This window comes from Billgrantia endophytica, assembly GCF_002879615.1.
Taxonomy (GTDB): Bacteria; Pseudomonadota; Gammaproteobacteria; order Pseudomonadales; family Halomonadaceae; genus Halomonas; species Halomonas endophytica.
On the sequence record NZ_PNRF01000037.1, the window covers coordinates 297,430 to 318,119 of the forward strand.

Here is a 20,690-nt window from a genome sequence, read left to right on the forward strand (position 1 = left end):
CAGCAAGGAAAGTGCCCAGGAGTACGACTAATGTCGGACAAGAGAAAAACGACACGCCGCCGCCGCGGATCGGAACAGCCCACCCTGCAACAGGTGGCGGACGCCGCCGGTGTCTCGGCCATTACCGTGTCACGTGCGCTGAATACCCCCGAGCGCGTCAATGCCGAAACGAGGGTCAAGGTGCTCGCCACCGTCGAGCGCCTAGGGTATGTACCGAACCTGGTGGCCGGAAGCCTTGCCTCGTCACGCTCGCGCTTTATCGCGGTGATCGTGCCCTCACTGGCCAACGCCGTCTTCATCGAGGTGATCCAGGGGCTACAGGACACCTTCGAGCGTCAGGGCTACCAGATCCTGCTCGGCAACACCGACTACAACATCGAGCGTGAATACCAGCTGATACGCACCTTTCTTGGCTGGTCCTGCTCGGCACTGGTCACCGCCGGCCTGCGCCACAGCGAAGCCTGCCGTAGCCTGCTCGGCAACTGGGACAAGCCGATCATGGAAGTCATGGAGCTGGGAGACGCCCTCGACCTGAACGTCGGCCTGGACCACCACGAAGCCGGACGCTGCATGGCGAGGCATCTGCTGGGGCAAGACTACCGGTCCATCGTCTACGTGGGCGCCTGCCTGGACCGGGACTACCGGGCCAGAATGCGGTTCGAGGGGCATCGCGAGGTGCTGCAGGCAGCAGGGCTGGCAGCGCCGATGATAGAGCTGGACCAGTTGGGCAGCCTCGACGCCGGGGCTGCCGGACTGGAACAGGTGCTGGACACCTGCCCCGGTGCCCATGCCATCCATTTCGCCAATGACGACCTGGCAGCCGGCGCGCTGCTGCGGGCACGGCGACTCGGCCTGACGATCCCGGGCGACATCGCCATCGCCGGCTTCAACGGACTGCCCCTGGGCCAGCATGTCACCCCGAGGCTGACCACCATACGCTCTCCCCGCGAGGACATGGGAAGACTGGCGGCCGAGGAGGTGTTGAAACGCCTCGACGCCAAGCGGGTGACGCGACGGCAGCACGACGTGGGTTTCGAGCTGCTGATCGGTGGCAGCACCTGATAGCGTGCCGACGGCCGCCTCCGCCAAGCGACTAGCGCGCCGGCACCCGTCCCGGCATCTCTTGTTCGAGAAAGTCGACGAAGGCACGAAGGCGAGCCGGCACGTGGCGGCGTTGCTGATAGACGGCATGAAAATCGGCACAGACTCCCTGCCACTCGGGCAGCAGTTCGATCAGGGCGCCGCTGGCCAGATACTCGTGAATATCCCACCAGGAGCGCAGGACGATGCCGTGTCCGTCCAGCGCCAGCCCCACGATCACCTCCCCGTCGTTACTGGCCAGGGGTCCCGCCACCTTGACCGATTGCTCCTGGCCACCACCGCGACGCTGGAATCGCCACACCGCGTAGTCGCTGTCGTTCTCGCGCAATACCAGGCAGGCGTGCGTGCCGAGATCGGCGGGGCCTGCCAGCGGCGGCATGCGCGCCACGTAGTCGGGTGAGGCGCACAGCACCCGGCGGTTGGCCAGGATACGCCGCGCTATCAGCCGGGAATCGGGCGGTTCTCCCACCCGAACGCCGATGTCGAACCCCTGGTCCCCCAGGCTCAGCGGGTAGTTGCTCAGTTCCAGCACGCCCTCGACGCCGGGGTATCGTGAACAGAAGGCCGAGAGCAGCGGCGCCACGTGGTGCCTGCCGAAGCCGAAGGTGGCATTGACCCGCAGCGGCCCGGAGAGAGCCGCCTGCTGTTCGCCCAGGGCCTCTTCCAACTCGGCCAGCTCCTCGAGGATCGCCGCCCCGCGCTCCAGGTAGCGCTCCCCCTCGGCGGTGAGGGCCAGGCTTCGCGTGGTGCGGCTGGCGAGTTCCACGCCGAGACGCGCCTCCAGCAGCTTGAGCCGCTTGCTGACCGCCGACAGCGACAGCCCCAGCTCCCGGGCCGCGGCGGTAAGGCTGCCGGTACGCGCCAGCCGCTGAAAGAAGGCCAGGTCATCGAGCTGCGCCATGTTTTCTCCACTTCAATTCAACAATACCTTGCCATTCAGCCTGATTATTCTTTCCCTGCCAATGGCTAGACTGTCACCCAGCCATCGTGAGTCGAGCCCTTGTGACTCGACCGGATAAAGGAGCAGGTGCCATGTTCGAGGGGTTTCGATCATTCGAGATCGATCATGACGGTATCCGCATTCCCGGCCGCATCGGCGGCTCGGGTCCGCCACTGCTGCTGCTGCACGGCCACCCCCAGAGCCATGTGATCTGGCATCGCCTGGCGGAGCCGCTGGCGCGGCACTATACGGTGGTGGCAACCGACCTGCGCGGCTACGGCGACGCGTCCAAGCCACCCGGCGAAGCCGACCACGCCAACTACAGCAAGCGAGCCATGGCGGCCGATCAGGTCGCGGTGATGCGCGAACTGGGCTTCGAGCGCTTCTTCCTGTGCGGCCACGACCGTGGCGGCCGGGTCGCCCACCGCCTGGTGATGGATCATCCCGAGTCGGTCGAGAAGCTGATGCTGCTCGATATCGCCCCCACCCTGGCGATGTACGAGAAAACCGACCGTACCTTCGCCACCGCCTACTTCCACTGGTTCTTCCTGATCCAGCCGGCACCGCTGCCGGAAACCCTGATCGAAGCCTCCCCGGCCAACTACGTCACCCGCACCATGGGCGGGCGCCACGCCAATCTGGATGCATTCGAGCCGGCGGCCATCGCCGAATACCAGCGCTGCCTGGCCCGACCCGGTTCCGCCCATGCACTGTGCGAGGACTATCGTGCCTCCAATACCATCGACCTGGAGCACGACCGCGCCGACCGCGAGGCAGGGCGGCGCATCGCCTGCCCCGTGCGGGTACTGTGGGGACGGCACGGCATCATCGAGCGCTGCTTCGATCCGTTGGCCGAATGGCGTGCCGTCGCCGACCAGGCCGACGGCGAGGCGCTGCCCTGCGGCCACTATATTCCCGAGGAAGCGCCGGATGTGCTACACGACCACATCCTCCAATTCATGAAAACGGCATGAGGAACTGACCATGACCCATCGTATCGCCGTCATACCCGGTGACGGCATCGGCAACGAAGTGATGCCCGAAGGCCTGCGCGCGCTGGAGGCAGCCGCCAGCCGGTTCGGCATCGACCTTGCCCTGGAGCATTTCGATTTCGCCTGCTGCGATTACTACGAGAAGCACGGCCAGATGATGCCCGACGACTGGTTCGACCAGCTCAAGGACTTCGATGCCATCTTCTACGGGGCGGTGGGCTGGCCGGCAACCGTTCCGGACCATGTCTCCCTGTGGGGCTCGCTGCTGCAGTTCCGCCGCCAGTTCGACCAGTACATCAACCTGCGCCCCTGCAAGCTGCTGCCGGGCATCAAGAGCCCCCTGGCCGATCGCAAGCCCGGCGATATCGACTTCTACGTGGTCCGCGAGAACACCGAGGGCGAGTACTCCAGCGTCGGCGGGAAAATGTTCGAGGGAACCGAACGTGAGGTGGTCATCCAGGAGACCGTGATGACGCGCTACGGCACCGACCGGGTGCTGAAGTACGCCTTCGACCTGGCGGCCTCCCGCCCCAGAAAAAAGCTGACCTCGGCCACCAAGTCCAACGGCATCGCCATCACCATGCCCTGGTGGGACGAGCGGGTCGTCGCCATGTCGGGCCACTATCCCGAGGTGAGCGTCGACAAGTTCCATATCGATATCCTGACCGCCAACTTCGTCATGCATCCCGACTGGTTCGACGTGGTGGTGGCCAGCAACCTGTTCGGCGACATCCTTTCCGACCTGGGCCCGGCCTGCACCGGTACCATCGGCGTGGCGCCCTCGGCCAACATCAATCCGGAGGGCAGGTTCCCCAGCCTGTTCGAGCCGGTTCATGGCAGCGCCCCGGACATCGCCGGCAAGGGCATCGCCAACCCCATCGGCCAGATCTGGTCCGGCGCCATGATGCTCGAGCACCTGGGCCACAAGGAGGCCGCCGATGCCATCGTAGAAGCCTTCGAGTCGGTGCTGAGCGAGGGCGACACGGCACTGATGACGCAGGATGTCCGGGGCACCGGCACCACCGAGTCGCTGGGACGCGCCATCGCAAGGCGTATTGCCACTTGTTGACCATCCGATTGATATGAGTCAAATAGCGGCGCGATAGCGGAGGCACCAGACTGTAGGAGCGGATAGAGTTATATCGATATAACCATAATAGCGTCGATATACGCAGGAGCCTCCGCCATGCCCCAACACCCTCTCGATCCGGTACGCCTGGATCGCCGCCGGCTTCTCCAATGGAGCGCCTGCGCCACCGGCTTGCTGTTCTCCGCGGGACTCCAAGCCAGGGCCCAGTCGTCCAACGCGCGCATCGTCATCGTCGGTGGCGGTGCCGCCGGCATGGCCATGGCCAACCGCCTGTCACGCCGCCTGGACGGTGCTCGCATCACTCTGATCGAACCGCGCGAGGTGCACCACTATCAGCCAGGCTGGACTCTCGTCGCCTCCGGAGTCTGGCGGCCGGAGAAGACCATGCGTTCCAACGCACGCTTCGTACCCGGCGGTGTCGACTGGGTTCGCCAGCCCGCCGCCGGCATCGATGCCCCCGGTCGCCAGGTCGAGCTCAGCGACGGCACCCGCCTCGACTATGACTATCTGGTGGTGGCCACCGGCCTGCAGCTCAACTATCACCTGATCGACGGCATGTCGCCCGAACTGGTCGGCACCCATGGCATCGGCAGCGTCTATGCCAGCATCGAGGGCGCGGCCCGCACCCGCGATACCATCGATGCCTGGATCGCCCAAGGCCAGGGCAAAGGCATCTTCACCGCGGCCCCCACCCCGGTGAAGTGTGCCGGCGCTCCGCTGAAGATGACCTTTACCACGCTGTCACGCCTGGAAGCCAGCGGCCGACGCAACGACTTCCAGGTCGATTTCCTGGCACCCGGCGACGCGCTGTTCTCGCAGCCGTGGGTCGATGACTTCGTCAAGCAGCGCTTCGACGAGCAGGGTGTCACTCGCCGCCATCACTATCGCCTTTCCGCCATCGACCCTCGGGCACGCGAAGCGGAATTCACCTTCGTCGGGCCGGACAGCGAGTTCACCTCGCACCATGAACTGCGCGAGGCGGAATTCTCCCGCGAGGACGGCCGAACAGTGGTCACCGACTATGATTTCATCCACGTGGTGCCACCGATGAGCGCGCCGGACTTCATCAAAACCAGCGACCTGGTCGCCCGGGACGGCCCCTTCCGCGGTGAATGGCTGGACGTGGATATCCACACCCTGCAGCACAACCGATATCCGGATGTATTCGGCATCGGCGATGTGATCGGCGCACCGATCAACAAGACCGCGGCCAGCGTCAAGGCTCAGGCCCCGGTGGTCGAGGCCAACCTGATGGCGCAGATGCAAGGCCAAACGCTGCCAGCCCGCCATAACGGTTATACCTCCTGTCCGATGATCACGGGCATCGGCAAGGCCATGCTGGTGGAGTTCGGCTACGACGACAACTTCGCCTTTCTGCCCTCCTTTCCCTTTATCGACCCCAAGGACGAGTCGTGGGTGGCCTGGGTAATGAAGGACCGCATGCTGCAGCCCGCCTACTATGCGGTATTGGAAGGCCAGGCCTGAGGAGACGCGACATGACATTTTCCGGCGCATTGACCATTCTGATGTACGCCTTGACCCCATTCCTGTGGCCGATTGCCGCTGGCGTGGTGGCATTGGTGGTCGTCCACCTGCTGGCCCGGCTGCGCGGCTACCGGATGATGGCATACCGCTGCCCGGGAGCCAGCCTGGCCGCCATGGCGGCGGGAGTATCCGCACTGTGGTGGATCCCGGCCTTCACTCATTCCCGGCTGGCCTATGTCAGCAGCGTCTTCGACTGGGTCGCCATGATCGCCGCCATCATCGGCATGTCCCTGGTCGTCTGGCTGGCGCTGCACCCGTTCAGCTATCTGTTGCGAGGACGGCGGTCTCGTTTCCTCTGACCTTCTCCACCTGATATGATCCAGGTCAGCCACTTAGCCCGGGCATCTCGAAGCCCGCCTCGGCCAGCTGTGCCAGCAACTGCCGCTGGCGCCCGTCATCCAGCTCGACCAGCGGTGGACGCACCCGCCGCCACTCGGCATCACCGGTATACCCGGCCAATGCCGCCTTCATCGCCGGAGTCATCGGGTAACCCTCGAACAGGTCGCGAACGCGGTTCAGCTCGGCCTGCCGGGCATCGGCACCGTCCTTCTGCCAGGTCTTCGCCAGTTCGGCAATGGGCTGCGGGTTGACTGGCCGTGGCACTAATGCACTCCGCTCCGCCGGCGCGTAGCGTCTCCAGCAGGAAGCGTTCGCTGCCGGCATGGACCTGAAAGCCATCGCCGGCAAAGCCGTCGATCAGCGTGCGGGTGTGCGCCCAGTCACCGCCGCTGTCCTTGATGCCCACCACCGTCTTCGGATAGGCCTTCACCAGGCGCTCGATCAGGGCCAGCGACAGCAGTACCTGAGCCACCGGCGGGATGTGGTAGAGATGGATGCGCAGTTTCGCGTCCCCTACCCGCTCGATCACCTCGGCGTAATAGGGGTGATCACTGGCGACCAGACGGATCCAGACATGGCAAGACTCCTGGGGCGGCATGCAGGATGGTGCCCCGCACAGCGGGGCATGGGACGGTTCCAGTCTAGCGGCTCCTCCCGTTGAGGGGGGATAGCGCCTTGCATCGCACCGCCAGCAGCGCTAGAGATAAGAGACACCCTCTGCAAGGAGCATCCCATGACCCTCTTCGAGGCTCTGCGCAAGGACCACGATGTCCAGCGCGACCTGCTGGAGCGCCTGCTGGGCACCCAGGGGGACAGTGAAATCCGTGATCAGCTGTACCAACGCCTGCGCGCCGAACTCCAGTACCACGCGGCCGCCGAGGAGCGTGCGCTCTACATCCCGATGATGGAGATCGACATGACCCAGGAGAAGGCACGGCACAGCGTGGCCGAGCACCACGAGATCGACGAGATGATCAAGGTGCTCGACGCCACTGGCTATTCATCGCCGGGTTGGCTGGCCAATGCCAGAAAGCTGCAGGATCTGGTGCTCCATCATCTGGAGGAGGAGGAGCATGAGGTCTTTCAACTGGCGGGCAGAGCGCTCGACGACGCCAGGAAGGCCGGTCTGTGCGACGAGTATCGCCAGGAAATGGCTCGGCAGCACGCCCGCTGACCTGCGGCAATGACGCCACTGTGAAAAGGGCCGCCCGGTTCTCCCGGGCGGCCCTTTGCTGAACGCTCGAACGATCAGTCGGCGAGACGAGCGGCAATCTTCGCCACGTGCTCGCCCTGGAAGCGGCAGATGGCCAACTCGCGGTCGTCGGGCTGGCGCGAGCCGTCGCCACCGGCCAGGGTCGAGGCACCGTAGGCGGAGCCTCCGCTCACTTTGGAGATATCGAACAGCTCGGTCGCACCGTAACCGATCGGCACGATCACCATGCCGTGGTGGGCCAGGGTGTTCCAGAAGGAGGTGATGGTGGTCTCGTTCCCGCTGCCGGTACCGGTGGAGGTGAAGACACTGGCGACCTTGCCGAACAGCCCCCCCTTGACCCATAGCCCGCCGGTCTGGTCGAGGAAGCTGCGCATCTGACCGGACATGTTGCCGAAGCGGGTCGGCGTGCCGAAGATCACGGCATCGTAATCGGCGAGTTCAGCGGGGCTGGCTTCCGGGGTGTCGAAATCCTGCTTGCCGCCGGCCTTGGCAAATGACTCGGCATCCATGGTCTCCGGTACGCGCTTGACGGACACTTCGACATCATCGACGCTGCGAGCACCTTCCGCCACGGCCTTGGCAAGGGTGTCGATATGGCCATACATGGAGTGATAGAGTACCAGTACCTTGGTCATTGCAGCTCTCCTGTCTCTGAACGTCTTCTGTACCATGCCGGTACAGCCTTGATGTCAGATGCCAGTATAGAAGCGCTGAGCATGCAGAAAAGCGAATGATTTCGACCAGGGGGTTCGATTTCATCGATTCGCTCGGCACCAGACGCCTTCGAGAATGCGCACCTTGCCCGCCGCCAGGTTGTCACGCAAATTGCGCCCCATCACGGGAAATTCCGCACCGAATATCTGCTCGGGCCCTGGCAGTGCATGGCCCTCCATCGTTCCTTCCTTCGCTTGCGCAATCCGCTGAGCGTTTTCACGACGGCTATGGCCCCGGCGCCAGGCCAGTGCCGACTCGGTGACATCCTCCACCACTTCCGGCTCGAAGCCGGCCAGGCCCAGGAGACGCATCAGCTGGTCTCGATCACGCAGATGACTGGTGGTCGGCCTGCGCGCCCAGGGAACCGGCAGGGCCAACGGCTCACGGTTGTCGCCTGCGATCACTTCATGCAGCAGTACGCGGCCGCCCGGCACGAGGAGCCTGCGCCATTCGGCCAGCACCCGCGGGCCATGCGGCATGTTCATCAGGGCATGCTGGCACCAGATGGCATCGAACGAAGCGGTATCGAGCGGTATCGCTGCCGCATCGGCACACAGGAAGCGGGTCCGCCCGGCAAGGCCGGTCGAGCGACTGAGCCACGCCGCCACATCGATGAAGCCTGGCGTGATATCCACGCCGATCACATCGCAACCATACTCCGCTGCCAATAGCCTGCTCGCCCCACCGGTGCCACAGCCCACGTCCAGCACGCGCGCGCCGGGATGGAGCCCGCCCAGGGAAGCCAGTGACCGGCTGGCCCGCCGTCCGCCCAGATGCAACTGATCGATACCGGCCGCTTCATCCGGGCTCAGGTGGTCCGGGTCGCGACCCGCCTGACGAAAAGCCTGCCGAAGTTGTTCGACCAGGGATCTACCCCGGGTTGCGGCCAGGGCATCATAATGGTCACCAAGCTCGCGTGCGTGGCCGTGCGAGCCGGTGATGGAATCGCTCGATTTGCTCGGCATGTCAGGCTCCTCGCCGGCAGGATGGTCCGGCGCCAGCCATGGTCGCCGACAGGGCGAGACCTGCGCAACCGACGGAGAACCACAGTTTCACTATCGCACCTGCGCTTTCACCAACCCGACGCGGGGGCTTGTGGCAAACGCCCGGGCGCAGGAAGGTGGCTCACAGTTCACGACTTGATCAGGACAAGGGCATGCTGGCGGAATGGATCGAATGCAGTCTCGAAGGTGGAGAGCCGTCCCGGCGCGACGGACGCGTTGCCGGTGGTCGGTTCACCATCCATGGACCGGGCATTCTCGAGCTGACTCCCGATACCCTGGCTGAAGCCGCCAGGGCCTGCGTCTTCTCGGTCGGCATCCATGGCAATGAAACCGCCCCGATCGAACTGCTCGGCAGCTGCCTGGCGCGTCTCGAGGCGGGTCTCATCCGATTGGGCGCGCCAGTCCTCGTCATCCTTGGCAACCTGGAAGCGATCCGACGCAGTGAGCGCTATGTGGAGACCAACCTCAACCGGCTGTTTCGCCGTGACCTGGGCGAGCGCGGGATGGAACCGGACCGGGCCCGCACGTTGATGACTAGCGTGGACGGCTTCTTTTCCCGCCACCCCGATCTCTCACCCCTGCACTATGACCTGCATACGGCAATTCGAGACAGTCGCTTTCCCCGCTTCGTGGTCGATCCTTTCGCTGAAACCGCCACCCAGCCCGAGCAATGGGCGTGGCTGGCCGCTGCCGACATTCAGGCCGCGCTACACCAGCATCGCCATAGCTGGACCTTCTCCCACTACTCGAAACATTATCATCGCGCCCAGGCCTTCACCCTGGAACTGGGCCGTGCGCTTCCCTTCGGCCATAACGACCTGGCGTCATTGGCCCCCATGGGCAGGCTATTGGAAACGCTGATCGCGGGCCGTATTCCCGAGATGGCTTTTCCATCGCGCATGGCATTCTTCCGGGTCGCCTTTGAGCTGGTGCGTGAATCCGAGTCGTTCCAGCTCTGCTTTCCCGATGACACGCCCAATTTCACCGAGTTCGCTCCCGGCACTCACCTGGCCGAGGATGCCAAGGCGGGCCCCTTCATCGTTGGCGACACCCCCCTGAGCGTGGTGTTTCCCAATGCCAAGGTGGAACTGGGTGCGAGGGCGGCGTTACTGGCCGAAGCGGCGAAACCACCTCCGACACCCTTTTTTCAGTGAATAACAACGCATCCAAAACAACAATCTGGAGAAATATCATGACTACCGCCCTCGCCATGCCAGACCAAGGTCGAACGGCACGACTGTCAGGCCTGCCTGCCCAAAGCGCGTCAGCCTGTTAGAATTCCCTCTTTTTCGTGCCTGCCCGCTAAACCGGTCCGTCGCCCCGGCGACTCGTCCCGATCTGGAGCCCGTTCCATGGCCGACACCCCGATTCCTCTGGAAGTGCGCAATATCAAGAAGCGTTTCGGCGATACCGAAGTGCTGAAGGGCCTGTCATTACAGGCCCGGAAAGGCGACGTCATCACCCTGATCGGGGCCTCGGGCTCCGGCAAGAGCACGTTTCTTCGCTGCATGAACCTGCTCGAGCAGCCCGATGAGGGCGACCTGATCGTTCATGGCGAGGAGGTTCTGTTCAAGCAGACCAGGCATGGCCGCGAACCGGCCGACTGGAAGCAGGTGGTGCGCATGCGCGCCAAACTGTCGATGGTTTTCCAGAGCTTCAATCTCTGGGCCCACATGACGCTGCTGGAAAACGTCATCGAGGCGCCGATTCATGTGCTCGGCAAGCCCAGGAAGGAAGCCATCGAACAGGGTCGGGCCCTGCTGGAGCGGGTCGGCCTGACCGAACGCGCCGACGCCTATCCGGCTCAGATGTCCGGTGGCCAGCAACAGCGCGGCGCCATTGCCCGGGCGCTGGCCATGGGCCCTGAAGTGATGCTGTTCGATGAGCCCACCTCGGCCCTCGACCCGGAACTGGTCGGCGATGTGCTACGAGTCATGCACGGCCTGGCCGACGAGGGGCGCACCATGGTGGTGGTGACCCACGAGATGGGCTTTGCACGGGACGTGTCCAGCCAGGTGATCTACCTGCACCAGGGCCTGGTGGAAGAAGCCGGCCCGCCCCAGGACGTGCTGGTCAATCCCACCTCGCCGCGGCTCAAGCAGTTCCTGGCGCCGAAGTACTGAGGAAGCTCGATTATGCTCGACCTACACGGCTACGGGCCACGGCTGCTGGAAGGCGCCGGGGTCACCATCCAGTTGGCGGTGCTCTCGCTGATGCTCGCCATCGTGCTGGGACTGCTGACCGCCAGCGCCAAGATGTCGCGCAGCTGGCTCCTGCACAAGATCGCGACCCTCTATACCACGGTGATTCGCGGCGTACCGGACCTGGTGTTGATGCTGCTGCTGTTCTTCGGCGGCCAGATGGCACTGAACGTCCTGACCGACATACTCTACGATCGCTCCGGCATCGATATCTTCATCAATCTCAACGCGTTCGCCGCCGGGGTGATCACCATCGGCTTCATCTTCGGCGCCTACATGGGAGAAACCTTCCGCGGCGCCTTCATGGCGGTTGACCATGGCCAGATCGAAGCCGGCAAGGCCTACGGCATGAGCGACTGGCTGGTCTTCCGTCGCATTCGTTTCCCGCTGATGATGCGTCATGCCCTGCCCGGCCTGTCCAACAACTGGATGGTGCTGCTCAAGACGACCGCGCTGGTATCGGTGATCGGCCTCTCGGACATGGTGCGCGTGGCCGCCGAGGCTTCCCGTGCCACCCACGAACCCTTCACCTTCCTGCTGCCGGTGGCCGCCATCTACCTGTTGATCGCCAGTGTCTCGGAGTGGATGTTCGCCCGCCTGCACAAGCGCTACAACGTCGGCTTCGGAGGGCATTGAAATGGAGCTCGTCAACTGGTTCAACGAACTGCTGGCCGGCAATCTGATCTTTACCCCCCAGACGCTGGGCTACTACTGGAACGGAGTGGTTACCACCACCCAACTGGTCTTTCTTTCGCTACTGGTCGGCCTGGTAATGGCCGTGCCACTGTCGATCCTGCGCGGCTCGAAACACAGGTGGATCAAACTGCCGATCTACGCCTACACCTATGTCTTTCGCGGTACGCCGCTGCTGATCCAGCTCTACATCATCTACTACGGCGTGGTCTTCGTCGACGGTATCCAGCAGACGTTCCTCTGGCCCTTGCTGCGGGAAGCGTTCTACCCGGCCCTGATCGCCTTTACGCTGAATACCGCCGCCTATACCACCGAAATCTTCCACGGCGCCATCAAGGCCACGGCCCGGGGCGAGATCGAAGCGGCGCGGGCCTACGGCATGTCCGATCGCATGATGATGCGCCGGATCATCCTGCCCAGCGCCTTCCGCCGTGCCCTGCCAGCCTATGGCAACGAAGTGATTTTCATGCTGCACGCCAGCGCCATCGCCAGCGTGGTCACACTGATGGATATCACCGGGGCCGCTCGCTTCGTCTACGCCCGTTACTATGCGCCCTTCGAGGCATTCCTGTTTGCCGCGGCCATCTATCTCTGTCTGACCTTCGCCATTCTTTATTTTTTCCGCTTCCTGGAACGTCGCCTACTCGCTCACCTCAGGCCGCAGAACTGAGAGGGCGATAGCGTCAAACAGGCGTTGGAAAATCTGTCGCCGGGGGCTTTCGACCCTGGCGCGGCTGCGCTAAATTCAGGCGCGACGTCACCGCATCGGTGCACGAGATGACAACAAGGAACTGAAAGCATGAAAAAACTGTTGACCGTATCCATCCTGGGCCTGGCGCTTGCCGCCGGCACGACTCAGGCGCGCGACTACGATCACGTGCGCTTCGGTGTGGACGTGCCCTACGAGCCCATGGAATACCGTACTCCGGAAGGGGAACTGACCGGCTTCGACATCGAGCTGGGCAACGCCCTGTGCGCCGAGATGGGCGTCACCTGCGAGTGGATCGAGCAGGAGTGGGACGGCATCGTCCCCGGCCTGATGGCGCGCAACTACGACGCCATCATGTCATCGATGACCATCAACGACGAGCGGCGCCAGTCCCTGCTGTTCTCCGATCCCTACATCACCATGCCCGGCGCCTGGTTCGCCCCGGCAGGAAGCGACCTGGAAGAAGCCAACGAGGAGACCCTGGCCGGCCTCTCCATCGGCGTGCAGCGCGGCACGACCTATGACAGCTATGCCACCGACGCCTTCGGCAGCACCGCCAATGTCAACCGCTACTCCACCGCCGACGACATGATGCTGGACATGGAGGCGCAGCGCCTGGACATCGTCTTCCTAGAGTTCGCGGTCGGCCAGTCCACCCTGCTCGACAGCGATGCCGGCGACTTCAAGGTAGTGGGCGAGATGGTCACCGAGCCCGCCGAGATCTTCGGCGAAGGCTTCGGCATCGCCTTCCGCCAGCGCGACACCGCACTGGCCGAGCGCTTCAACGAGGCTCTGGCCACGCTGAAGGAAGACGGCACCTACGACGAGATCTACGAGCGTTACTTCGGCGAAGAATGACCCCGCCGCCCCCCGGCCCGGCCGGGGGGCAACAACCGTGTCAGACAATAACAAGGATGATCCATGAAAAAGCGACTTTGCATTTCCCTGCTCGGCGCCGCCTTGGTTGCCGGCCAGGCCCAGGCCCGCGACAGCTACGATCACGTGCGCTTCGGCGTCGATGTTCCCTACGAGCCCATGGAGTACCGTACCCCGGAAGGAGAGCTGACCGGGTTCGACATCGATCTGGGCAACGCCCTGTGCGCCGAGATGGACATCACCTGCGAGTGGATCGAGCAACAGTGGGACGGCATCATTCCCGGCCTGATGGCGCGCAACTACGATGCGATCATGTCATCGATGACCATCAACGAGGAGCGCCGCGCCCAGGTCCTCTTCTCCGATCCTTACTTCACCCCGCCATCGGCCTGGTTCGGTCCTGTCGATACCGACATCGACATGCCCTCGGAAGAGACCCTGGAAGGTCTCACCCTGGGCGTGCAGCGCGGTACCCTCCAGGACAGCTATGCCACCGATTTCTATAATGACGTGGCCAACATACGGCGCTATGCCACCGCCGATGACATGCTGCTGGACATGGAATCGGGACGTCTCGACCTGGTCTTCGTCAACTACCCCGTGGGCAAGACCACGCTGCTCGACAGCGAGCGTGGCGACTATAAGGTGGTGGGCGAGATGATCCGCGAGCCGTACAAGTACTTTGGCGATGGCATCGCCATTGCCTTCCGTCCGCGTGACGAGGCCCTTGCCGAACGCTTCAACGAGGCCCTGGCCACGCTGAAGGAAAACGGCACCTACGACGAGATCCATGACCGGTACTTCACTGACTGAAGCGAGGCAGCGGCCACTCCACTCGGAGTGGCCTTCCTTGGTCCCAACCACGACGCCTCGCCCGGTGTAGAAGCGGTCAAGCCACGCTCAGCCGGAGCGATGAGCCCCTGGCACGTGGCTGCGTGCGTCCGGGACGGTCGGTGTCCTGTCGGGCAAAGGCTGAGACAGCTCCTGCAGGATGCCGCAATGACTGGCATCGGATTCACCGTTGCAACGCGACCGTAGCGTGACCAGTGCCTCTCGCAGCGCCTGAAGCTGTGCCAGCCGTGCCTCCACATGAGCCAGGTGATCGTCAATCAACTCATTGACGGCGTTGCACGGCTGACGGGGACGATCATGATGATCGAGAAGGGTGCGGATCTCGTCCAGGGTCATGTCCAGTGCACGGCAATGGCGGATGAAACGAAGCCGCTGGGCGTGCGCCCGGGCATAGAGCCGATAGTTCGCGCTACTACGGGCGGGCTCGGGCAGCAGTCCTTCCCGCTCGTAGTAACGGATGGTCTCCACCGGGCAGCTCGTGGCGGCGGCCAATTCACCGATTTTCATAAAACCTTCCTCGAAGCTTGACCCTATAGTGACTACAGGGTGTGTCATCAGCATAGACGATGACAAGGAGTCTCCACCATGCTCGAGAAGTCCCCATGTGTTGGCCACTGCGGTCCCGGTTCGCCTCGCACTGACGCACGACCCGCGGTTCCCCCCGCGGATACACAGGCATTGCGCCTGCGCATCGAGGCGATGGACTGCCCCACCGAGGAGTCACTGCTCCGCCGTGCACTCGACGGCACGCCGGGGGTCGTGGCGCTGGAGTTCGACCTGGTTGGCCGCGTATTGACCCTCCATCACCGTCATGCCGATGAGGACGCGATTCGCCAGCGCATCGCGGCCACCGGCATGACCGCAGAAAGCATCGATCCGGCGCATCGCGCCCAGACAGCCACCAGCAGGGAGAACTGGTGGCTGCTGGGCGCTGCCGCGTTGATGGCGGTCATCGCAGAGGCGGCCGAATGGCTGTCGCTGGCCACCCCCTGGCTGTCGGCGCTACTGGCCCTGACGGCTATCGGCCTGGTCGGCCTGCCGACCTGGAAGAAGGGCTTCATCGCCCTGCGTCACCGCATCTTGAACATCAACGCGCTGATGAGCGTGGCGGTCACCGGGGCGCTGCTGATCGGTCAATGGGCCGAGGCGGCCATGGTCATCGTGCTGTTCACCCTGGCCGAACGCATCGAGGCCCGCTCGCTGGGGCGTGCCCGCACGGCGATCCGCGACCTGCTGGCCTTGGCACCGGAGCGGGCCTTCGTACAGCGGAGTGATGGCCGCTTCGCCTGGCAGCCCGCCGCGGCGGTCCCGGTAGGTAGTCTGGTACGTGTCCGTGCCGGCGATCGCCTTGCCCTGGATGGCGAGGTCGCATCCGGACATCCGGTCCTGGATGAGTCACCGATTACCGGCGAGAGCCTGCCGGTGGACAAGGCGACCGGCGACAAGGTGTTCGCCGGCACCATCAACCGTGACGGCGAGTTCACCTACCGCACCACCAAGGCAGCCACCGAGACCACCCTGGCAAGGATCATCCATGCCGTGGAGCAGGCCCAGGCCAGCCGCGCGCCCACCCAGCGCTTCATCGATCGCTTTGCGGCCATCTATACCCCCGTGGTCTTCGCCATTGCCGTGCTGGTCGGGCTCACATGGCCGCTGCTGTTCGAGGTCACCTGGCTGGAGGGTATCTATCGTGCCCTGGTGCTGCTGGTCATTGCCTGCCCCTGCGCCCTGGTGATCTCGACCCCGGTGACCATCGTCAGCGGGCTCTCGGCGGCAGCCCGGGCCGGCATCCTGATCAAGGGCGGTACCTTCCTCGAGCAGGGCCACCGCCTGGGCACGCTGGCCTTCGACAAGACCGGCACCCTGACACGTGGCGAACCCGCCCAGCGCCACTGGCAGCCGCTCGACGACGAGCTGGATGAAGCGGGGCGCCTGCGGTTGCGTGCCCTGGCAGCGGGGATGGCCAGCCGTTCCGGGCATCCGGTGTCCACGGCCCTGGCCAGGGCCGCCGAGTCCGAGGGTATCGCGGCAATAGAGGTCGAAGCGGTCAGTGAGCAGCCAGGCCAGGGAATCACCGCGAATTACGAGGGCCGCGACCTGTGGTTGGGCAACCGCCGCCTGATGGCGCGTTTCGCCACTCAGAGCAACAGCCTGGAAGCGCTGATGGTGGAGCATGAGTCCCACGGCGAAACCCTGGTGGTCCTTGGCGAAGCGCACAGGCCGCTGGCGCTGTTCGCCGTCAGCGACCCCGTGCGGCCGGAGAGCCGGGATGCCGTCGAGGCGCTGCATGCCCGTGGCATAAGGACCCTGATGCTCAGCGGTGACAACACGACGAGCGTGGCCACCATTGCTGCCGAGGTCGGTATCCGAGAGGCCCACGGCGCCCTGCTGCCGGAGGACAAGCTGGCCATGATCGAGGCGCTCGTTCAGGCCCGGCCTCGGGCCGAGGCTGCCAACGGACCGGTCGGGATGGTGGGAGACGGCATCAATGACGCCCCTGCGCTGGCCCGTGCCGACATCGGCTTCGCCATGGGCGCCGCAGGCAGCGATGCCGCCATCGAGACCGCCGATGTGGCCCTGATGACCGATGATCCACGGCGCCTGGTCAGTTTCCTCGATATCTCCCGCGCCACCCACCGGGTGCTGATCCAGAACATCAGCCTGGCGCTGGGTATCAAGGCGGTCTTCCTGGCCCTCGCCTTTACCGGCAACGCCACCCTGTGGATGGCGGTGTTCGCCGATATGGGGGCCAGCCTGCTGGTGGTGGCCAACGGCCTTCGGCTGCTGCAAACACGGCCCGGCTCCCAGGCCCTGACCAGCCGTTCTCCGGGCCAGATACCCGCCCAACAGCCGCCCGGATAACGCCCCGTCAGGCGGAAACGGTGGCACGCCTCAGGAAGTTCAGAATCCAGCGCGCCATCAGGACATCGTCCACCGGGGAGGACAGCGATGCGTCACCTTCGCGTACCCGCTCGCTGCCTACCAGCTCGCGCCGCAGGCTCATCAGGTCCCGGGAATAGGGCTTGGTAAACTCGGGGTGCCCCTGGACACCCAGGAAATGCCCGCCCACCTGCATGAGGTAGGTGGGGCAGAAGTCGCTGCCGGCCAGCACCCTGGTGTCCGGTGGCAACCCGTTGACCTGGTCCTGGTGGCTGACCAGCAGGTTCAGGCCCGGCTGCCAGGGTTCCATCCAGCCGGCTCGTGCCTCGACACGGTTGAACGACATGCCCACGCCCCACCCCCTGGGGCTCTTGATCACTTCGCCACCCAGCGCCTTGGCCATCAGTTGGTGGCCAAAGCAGATGCCCACCAGCGGTTTGCCGGCCGTCCATAGCTCACGCACAAAGGCACACAGCGCGTCGACCCATTCCAGGCCGTCGTTGACGCCGAACTTCGACCCGGTGGTCATCCAGGCATCCACGGCATCGAGGTCGTCGGGAATCTCGCCATCCACACAGCGCCACACACGCAACTCCAGCGCAGGATCGACACGATGAAAGAGCGCCTCGAACATGTCCGGGTAGTTACCGTGGACCTCGCGCAGTTCCGGTGCCACATCGTCACACTGCAGAAGCCCTATACGCATTGATCAATCTCCCCGTGCTGTTACAGCCGCCCTTCCACGGCGGCAATGAAGATGTCGCGGTAACCTTCGGCATCGAAATCGAGGGGGTTGGTACCGGATGACGGATCGGCCACGGCCATCCGGCCCACCTTGTCGGCCTGCCGGGTATCGATGTCGAGCCCGGCCAGGGTATGGGGGATTCCCAGCCGTTCCCGCAGTTCCAGCACCCAGTCGATCACCGCCGCGGTGCCCGGCTGATCCAGGTCGAGATAACGACCCAGCCTGACCATGGGCTCACCGATGGCCCGTTCGTTGGCCCGCAGCACATAGGGCATCAGGATGGCATTGAGTGTTCCGTGATGCGCGTCATGCAGCGCGCCGAGCGGATGTGCCAGGGCATGCATGGCGCCCAGGCCCCGCTGGAAGGCGGTGGCGCCCATGCTCGAGGCCACCAGCATGTTCATGCGCGCCTCGAGATCGCTACCGTCGGCATGGGCACGCGGCAGGTAATGGTAGACACGACGCATGCCCTCGACGGCGATACCTTCGGCCATGGGATGGTAGCGCGGCGAGCACCAGGCCTCCATACAGTGTGACAGCGCGTCCATGCCGGTAGCGGCGGTAAGCGCGGGCGGTAGCCCCACCGTCAACTCCGGGTCGAGAATCACCGTCGCCGGTACCATGCCGGGGTGGAAGATGATGCGCTTGACGTGCTCCACCTCGTCGGTGATCACCGAGGCGCGCCCCACTTCCGAGCCGGTACCCGCCGTGGTGGGCACCGCGACCGCCGGAACGATCGCCTCACCATCGGCGTTCTTCCAGTTATCGCCGATGTCCTCCAGCGACCATAGCGACAGCCCCTCTCGCTGATTGGCCATCAGCGCCACCGCCTTGGCCGCGTCGAGCCCCGAGCCGCCACCGAAGGCGATCACCCCGTCGTGCCCACCGTCCTGGAAGGCCGCCACGCCGTCGAGCACGTTCTTGCCGGTGGGGTTCCCCTTGACCTGGCTGAAGACGGCAATGCCCAGGTCGCTGCCCCGGCAGGCCTGTACGATGTCCTGCATCATCGGCTGCGCGGCCAGGCCGGGGTCGGTGATCAGTAGCGGTGCCTGCATCCCGAGCGCCTTGCACGCCTCGGGCAGTTCGCGGATGCGCCCCACCCCGGTGAGGATATTGGCCGGATAGTTCCAGCCCATGGTGAACTGATCGAAGGTCATGTGCTTCTCCTGATCGTACCCGCATCAAGCATGCTTGAGATGGAAGGATTTGGGGCGGGTGAGCGTCTCATAGCCGATACGCGACAGGGAGCAGCCGCGCCCCGACTGCTTGACCCCTGTCCAGGCCAGCTCCGGGTCCAGGTAATCGCAGCGGTTGGTGAATACCGTACCGGCCTCGAGCCGTCGGGCCAGCGCCTCGCCCACGATCCTGTCCCGGGTGAAGATCGCCGCGGTAAGGCCGAAATCGCTGTCGTTCATCAGCGCGATGGCCTCGTCATCGGAATCCACCGCCATGATGCCGACCACCGGGCCGAAGTTCTCCTCGGTCATCACCCGCATCGCATGGTCCACGTCGGTCAGAACCTGGGGCGCCAGATAGGCACTGCCAGGGGTAGAAAGCGGATGATCGCCGGAATCGATCCACGCCCTGGCCCCGGCCGCAACCGCCTCCTCGATCTGGCCACGCACGAAGTCCGCGGCCGACGGCCTCACCAGCGGACCAAGGGTGGTTGCCGGGTCGGTGGGGTCGCCCAGCTTCAACTGCCTGGCCCAGGCCACGGCGCGCTCGACAAAGGCGTCGAAAATGTCGCGATGCACATAGATGCGTTCGATGCCACAGCAGCTCTGCCCGGAATTGAAGAAGGCACCGTCCATCACCCCGTCCACGGCGGCGTCGAGATCCACGTCGTTGCGTATGTAGGCCGGGTCCTTGCCCCCCAGCTCCAGACCGGTGGCGATGAACCGCCCGGCGGCGTTGCGCTCGACCATCTCCCCGCCGGGCACCGACCCGGTGAAGGAGACGTGGGCGACCCGTGTCTCGCGAATCAATGCCTCGGTGGCATCGTGGGACAGGTGCAAATGCTGGAAGACGCCTTCCGGTAGCCTGGCCTCGTCGAAGGCCTGCTGGATCCGTTCGGCGCATAGCGGTGTCTGGGCGGAGTGCTTGAGGATCACCGCATTGCCGGCCATGATCGATGGCACCACGGCATTCACCGCCGTCATGAAAGGGAAGTTCCACGGCGCGACGATGAACGACACGCCGAGCGGCTCGCGGGTGATATAGCGGGTGACGCCCGGCTTGTCGGCAAGCTCGACGGGCGCCAGGGCCGTCTCGGCCAGGGCGATCATGGTGCGCGCGCGCTCCTCGAAGCCACCGATCTCGCCACCGGCGACGGCAATCGGCCGCCCCATCTGCCAGGTCAGCTCCTCGGCCATCTCGTCGCGGCGTGCGACGAAGGCATCCACCATGCGCGAGCAGAACCGGGCGCGCTCGGCCAACGGCACGTCACGCCAGGCCCGCTGGGCCGTCACCGCCCGCGCCAGTGCCGCCTCGACCTCGGCCGGTTCGGCCTGTTGCCGCTCGACGTAGACCGAGCCGTCGACCGGGGAAATCGTCTTCTGTGTGGCCATATCCTGGCGCTCTCCTTTCGATTGCGAATCGCACCGCGGCTTGCCCGGCGACAGGCCACCGCGGGGGCGCTGTGAACCCCTCCCTGGACGCTACTTCTTCCTTCCCTGGAAGAAGACCCCCGCTCATGCCTGCCCCCGGCGCCGCGAGGTTCATCGCTCGCGGCTATCTCGGCGACAGGCCACCGCGGGGGCGCTGTGAACCCCTCCCTGGACGCTACTTCTTCCTTCC

General features: G+C 64.7%; 22 protein-coding genes. 13 read left to right on the forward strand and 9 right to left on the reverse strand.

Annotation, left to right across the window (positions count from 1 at the left end):
- Positions 1-30: 30 nt before the first annotated feature.
- Positions 31-1,062 carry a LacI family DNA-binding transcriptional regulator gene (locus tag C1H69_RS18730; protein WP_102654884.1) on the forward strand — a complete coding sequence of 344 codons (1,032 nt, stop codon included), beginning with the start codon at positions 31-33 and terminating at the stop codon, positions 1,060-1,062.
- 31 nt (positions 1,063-1,093) lie between these two features.
- Here C1H69_RS18730 and C1H69_RS18735 read toward each other — a convergent pair whose 3' ends face one another.
- Complete coding sequence (locus tag C1H69_RS18735) at positions 1,094-2,002, reverse strand: LysR family transcriptional regulator (RefSeq protein WP_102654885.1); 909 nt, start codon at positions 2,000-2,002, stop codon at positions 1,094-1,096.
- A 131-nt stretch (positions 2,003-2,133) separates the two neighbouring features.
- Here C1H69_RS18735 and C1H69_RS18740 point away from each other — a divergent pair, with 131 nt between their 5' ends.
- From C1H69_RS18740 to C1H69_RS18755, 4 genes are all read left to right on the forward strand, one after another.
- A complete protein-coding gene (locus C1H69_RS18740; RefSeq protein ID WP_102654886.1) occupies positions 2,134-3,015 on the forward strand; it encodes an alpha/beta fold hydrolase in 882 nt (293 codons plus the stop codon).
- A 10-nt stretch (positions 3,016-3,025) separates the two neighbouring features.
- On the forward strand, positions 3,026-4,102 hold the full coding sequence (locus C1H69_RS18745; protein WP_102654887.1) for a tartrate dehydrogenase: 1,077 nt from the start codon (positions 3,026-3,028) through the stop codon (positions 4,100-4,102).
- Between the two features lie 117 nt (positions 4,103-4,219).
- Positions 4,220-5,608: an NAD(P)/FAD-dependent oxidoreductase gene (locus tag C1H69_RS18750; protein WP_102654888.1), complete on the forward strand. Its 1,389-nt coding sequence runs from the start codon at positions 4,220-4,222 to the stop codon at positions 5,606-5,608.
- 11 nt (positions 5,609-5,619) lie between these two features.
- Entirely contained in the window at positions 5,620-5,967 is a 348-nt protein-coding gene (locus C1H69_RS18755) for a DUF5368 family protein (RefSeq protein WP_102654889.1), read from the forward strand.
- 25 nt (positions 5,968-5,992) lie between these two features.
- Here C1H69_RS18755 and C1H69_RS24250 read toward each other — a convergent pair whose 3' ends face one another.
- Complete coding sequence (locus C1H69_RS24250) at positions 5,993-6,139, reverse strand: hypothetical protein (protein WP_240610004.1); 147 nt, start codon at positions 6,137-6,139, stop codon at positions 5,993-5,995.
- Complete coding sequence (locus tag C1H69_RS18760; RefSeq protein ID WP_240610005.1) at positions 6,108-6,605, reverse strand: dihydrodipicolinate synthase family protein; 498 nt, start codon at positions 6,603-6,605, stop codon at positions 6,108-6,110. Before C1H69_RS18760 ends, C1H69_RS24250 begins: the two co-directional genes overlap by 32 nt.
- 135 nt (positions 6,606-6,740) lie before the next feature.
- Here C1H69_RS18760 and C1H69_RS18765 point away from each other — a divergent pair, with 135 nt between their 5' ends.
- Entirely contained in the window at positions 6,741-7,181 is a 441-nt protein-coding gene (locus tag C1H69_RS18765; protein WP_102654890.1) for a hemerythrin domain-containing protein, read from the forward strand.
- Between the two features lie 74 nt (positions 7,182-7,255).
- Here C1H69_RS18765 and wrbA read toward each other — a convergent pair whose 3' ends face one another.
- Together wrbA and C1H69_RS18775 are read right to left on the reverse strand one after the other, a co-directional pair.
- Positions 7,256-7,855 (reverse strand): NAD(P)H:quinone oxidoreductase, encoded by a 600-nt coding sequence (gene wrbA, locus C1H69_RS18770; protein ID WP_102654891.1) that lies wholly within the window; start codon positions 7,853-7,855, stop codon positions 7,256-7,258.
- Positions 7,856-7,975: 120 nt separating this feature from the next.
- Entirely contained in the window at positions 7,976-8,899 is a 924-nt protein-coding gene (locus tag C1H69_RS18775) for a class I SAM-dependent methyltransferase (protein ID WP_102654892.1), read from the reverse strand.
- A gap of 191 nt (positions 8,900-9,090) precedes the next feature.
- On the opposite strand from C1H69_RS18775, the gene C1H69_RS18780 reads away from it, so the two are divergent.
- The 6 genes from C1H69_RS18780 (at position 9,091) to C1H69_RS18805 (ending at position 14,230) form a co-directional block, all read left to right on the forward strand.
- The gene (locus tag C1H69_RS18780) at positions 9,091-10,092 is read left to right on the forward strand and encodes a succinylglutamate desuccinylase (RefSeq protein ID WP_102654893.1); all 1,002 of its coding nucleotides are present in this window, start codon (positions 9,091-9,093) and stop codon (positions 10,090-10,092) included.
- Positions 10,093-10,290: 198 nt separating this feature from the next.
- Positions 10,291-11,061, forward strand: coding sequence for an ABC transporter ATP-binding protein (locus C1H69_RS18785; protein ID WP_102654894.1), 771 nt, complete (start codon positions 10,291-10,293; stop codon positions 11,059-11,061).
- 12 nt (positions 11,062-11,073) lie between these two features.
- Positions 11,074-11,775, forward strand: coding sequence for an ABC transporter permease (locus C1H69_RS18790; protein WP_102654895.1), 702 nt, complete (start codon positions 11,074-11,076; stop codon positions 11,773-11,775).
- A 1-nt stretch (position 11,776) separates the two neighbouring features.
- Positions 11,777-12,502 (forward strand): ABC transporter permease, encoded by a 726-nt coding sequence (locus C1H69_RS18795; protein ID WP_102654896.1) that lies wholly within the window; start codon positions 11,777-11,779, stop codon positions 12,500-12,502.
- 129 nt (positions 12,503-12,631) lie between these two features.
- Positions 12,632-13,399, forward strand: coding sequence for a transporter substrate-binding domain-containing protein (locus C1H69_RS18800; RefSeq protein ID WP_102654897.1), 768 nt, complete (start codon positions 12,632-12,634; stop codon positions 13,397-13,399).
- Between the two features lie 63 nt (positions 13,400-13,462).
- The gene (locus C1H69_RS18805; RefSeq protein WP_102654898.1) at positions 13,463-14,230 is read left to right on the forward strand and encodes a transporter substrate-binding domain-containing protein; all 768 of its coding nucleotides are present in this window, start codon (positions 13,463-13,465) and stop codon (positions 14,228-14,230) included.
- An 87-nt stretch (positions 14,231-14,317) separates the two neighbouring features.
- Here the strand turns inward: C1H69_RS18805 and cadR are convergent, their stop codons facing one another.
- A complete protein-coding gene (cadR, locus tag C1H69_RS18810; RefSeq protein WP_102654899.1) occupies positions 14,318-14,776 on the reverse strand; it encodes a Cd(II)/Pb(II)-responsive transcriptional regulator in 459 nt (152 codons plus the stop codon).
- 78 nt (positions 14,777-14,854) lie between these two features.
- Between cadR and C1H69_RS18815 the strand changes: the two genes are divergently transcribed.
- The gene (locus tag C1H69_RS18815; protein ID WP_102654900.1) at positions 14,855-17,131 is read left to right on the forward strand and encodes a heavy metal translocating P-type ATPase; all 2,277 of its coding nucleotides are present in this window, start codon (positions 14,855-14,857) and stop codon (positions 17,129-17,131) included.
- A 7-nt stretch (positions 17,132-17,138) separates the two neighbouring features.
- Here the strand turns inward: C1H69_RS18815 and C1H69_RS18820 are convergent, their stop codons facing one another.
- Genes C1H69_RS18820 through C1H69_RS18830 form a run of 3 tightly spaced genes read right to left on the reverse strand, consistent with a single transcriptional unit; the run spans position 17,139 to position 20,461 of the window.
- Positions 17,139-17,855, reverse strand: a complete 717-nt coding sequence (locus tag C1H69_RS18820; RefSeq protein WP_102654901.1) for a glutamine amidotransferase-related protein — start codon at positions 17,853-17,855, stop codon at positions 17,139-17,141.
- Positions 17,856-17,875: 20 nt separating this feature from the next.
- On the reverse strand, positions 17,876-19,051 hold the full coding sequence (locus tag C1H69_RS18825) for an iron-containing alcohol dehydrogenase (RefSeq protein ID WP_102654902.1): 1,176 nt from the start codon (positions 19,049-19,051) through the stop codon (positions 17,876-17,878).
- A 24-nt stretch (positions 19,052-19,075) separates the two neighbouring features.
- Positions 19,076-20,461, reverse strand: coding sequence for an aldehyde dehydrogenase family protein (locus C1H69_RS18830; RefSeq protein WP_102654903.1), 1,386 nt, complete (start codon positions 20,459-20,461; stop codon positions 19,076-19,078).
- Between the last annotated feature and the right edge of the window lie 229 nt (positions 20,462-20,690).

What these genes read in the sequence shown, in the direction of transcription:
- C1H69_RS18730 (WP_102654884.1), top strand. Translation starts at nt 31, where the DNA reads ATGTCGGACAAGAGAAAAACGACACGCCGCCGCCGCGGATCGGAACAG.
- C1H69_RS18735 (WP_102654885.1), bottom strand. Translation starts at nt 2,002, where the DNA reads ATGGCGCAGCTCGATGACCTGGCCTTCTTTCAGCGGCTGGCGCGTACC.
- C1H69_RS18740 (WP_102654886.1), top strand. Translation starts at nt 2,134, where the DNA reads ATGTTCGAGGGGTTTCGATCATTCGAGATCGATCATGACGGTATCCGC.
- C1H69_RS18745 (WP_102654887.1), top strand. Translation starts at nt 3,026, where the DNA reads ATGACCCATCGTATCGCCGTCATACCCGGTGACGGCATCGGCAACGAA.
- C1H69_RS18750 (WP_102654888.1), top strand. Translation starts at nt 4,220, where the DNA reads ATGCCCCAACACCCTCTCGATCCGGTACGCCTGGATCGCCGCCGGCTT.
- C1H69_RS18755 (WP_102654889.1), top strand. Translation starts at nt 5,620, where the DNA reads ATGACATTTTCCGGCGCATTGACCATTCTGATGTACGCCTTGACCCCA.
- C1H69_RS24250 (WP_240610004.1), bottom strand. Translation starts at nt 6,139, where the DNA reads ATGAAGGCGGCATTGGCCGGGTATACCGGTGATGCCGAGTGGCGGCGG.
- C1H69_RS18760 (WP_240610005.1), bottom strand. Translation starts at nt 6,605, where the DNA reads ATGCCGCCCCAGGAGTCTTGCCATGTCTGGATCCGTCTGGTCGCCAGT.
- C1H69_RS18765 (WP_102654890.1), top strand. Translation starts at nt 6,741, where the DNA reads ATGACCCTCTTCGAGGCTCTGCGCAAGGACCACGATGTCCAGCGCGAC.
- wrbA (WP_102654891.1), bottom strand. Translation starts at nt 7,855, where the DNA reads ATGACCAAGGTACTGGTACTCTATCACTCCATGTATGGCCATATCGAC.
- C1H69_RS18775 (WP_102654892.1), bottom strand. Translation starts at nt 8,899, where the DNA reads ATGCCGAGCAAATCGAGCGATTCCATCACCGGCTCGCACGGCCACGCA.
- C1H69_RS18780 (WP_102654893.1), top strand. Translation starts at nt 9,091, where the DNA reads ATGCTGGCGGAATGGATCGAATGCAGTCTCGAAGGTGGAGAGCCGTCC.
- C1H69_RS18785 (WP_102654894.1), top strand. Translation starts at nt 10,291, where the DNA reads ATGGCCGACACCCCGATTCCTCTGGAAGTGCGCAATATCAAGAAGCGT.
- C1H69_RS18790 (WP_102654895.1), top strand. Translation starts at nt 11,074, where the DNA reads ATGCTCGACCTACACGGCTACGGGCCACGGCTGCTGGAAGGCGCCGGG.
- C1H69_RS18795 (WP_102654896.1), top strand. Translation starts at nt 11,777, where the DNA reads ATGGAGCTCGTCAACTGGTTCAACGAACTGCTGGCCGGCAATCTGATC.
- C1H69_RS18800 (WP_102654897.1), top strand. Translation starts at nt 12,632, where the DNA reads ATGAAAAAACTGTTGACCGTATCCATCCTGGGCCTGGCGCTTGCCGCC.
- C1H69_RS18805 (WP_102654898.1), top strand. Translation starts at nt 13,463, where the DNA reads ATGAAAAAGCGACTTTGCATTTCCCTGCTCGGCGCCGCCTTGGTTGCC.
- cadR (WP_102654899.1), bottom strand. Translation starts at nt 14,776, where the DNA reads ATGAAAATCGGTGAATTGGCCGCCGCCACGAGCTGCCCGGTGGAGACC.
- C1H69_RS18815 (WP_102654900.1), top strand. Translation starts at nt 14,855, where the DNA reads ATGCTCGAGAAGTCCCCATGTGTTGGCCACTGCGGTCCCGGTTCGCCT.
- C1H69_RS18820 (WP_102654901.1), bottom strand. Translation starts at nt 17,855, where the DNA reads ATGCGTATAGGGCTTCTGCAGTGTGACGATGTGGCACCGGAACTGCGC.
- C1H69_RS18825 (WP_102654902.1), bottom strand. Translation starts at nt 19,051, where the DNA reads ATGACCTTCGATCAGTTCACCATGGGCTGGAACTATCCGGCCAATATC.
- C1H69_RS18830 (WP_102654903.1), bottom strand. Translation starts at nt 20,461, where the DNA reads ATGGCCACACAGAAGACGATTTCCCCGGTCGACGGCTCGGTCTACGTC.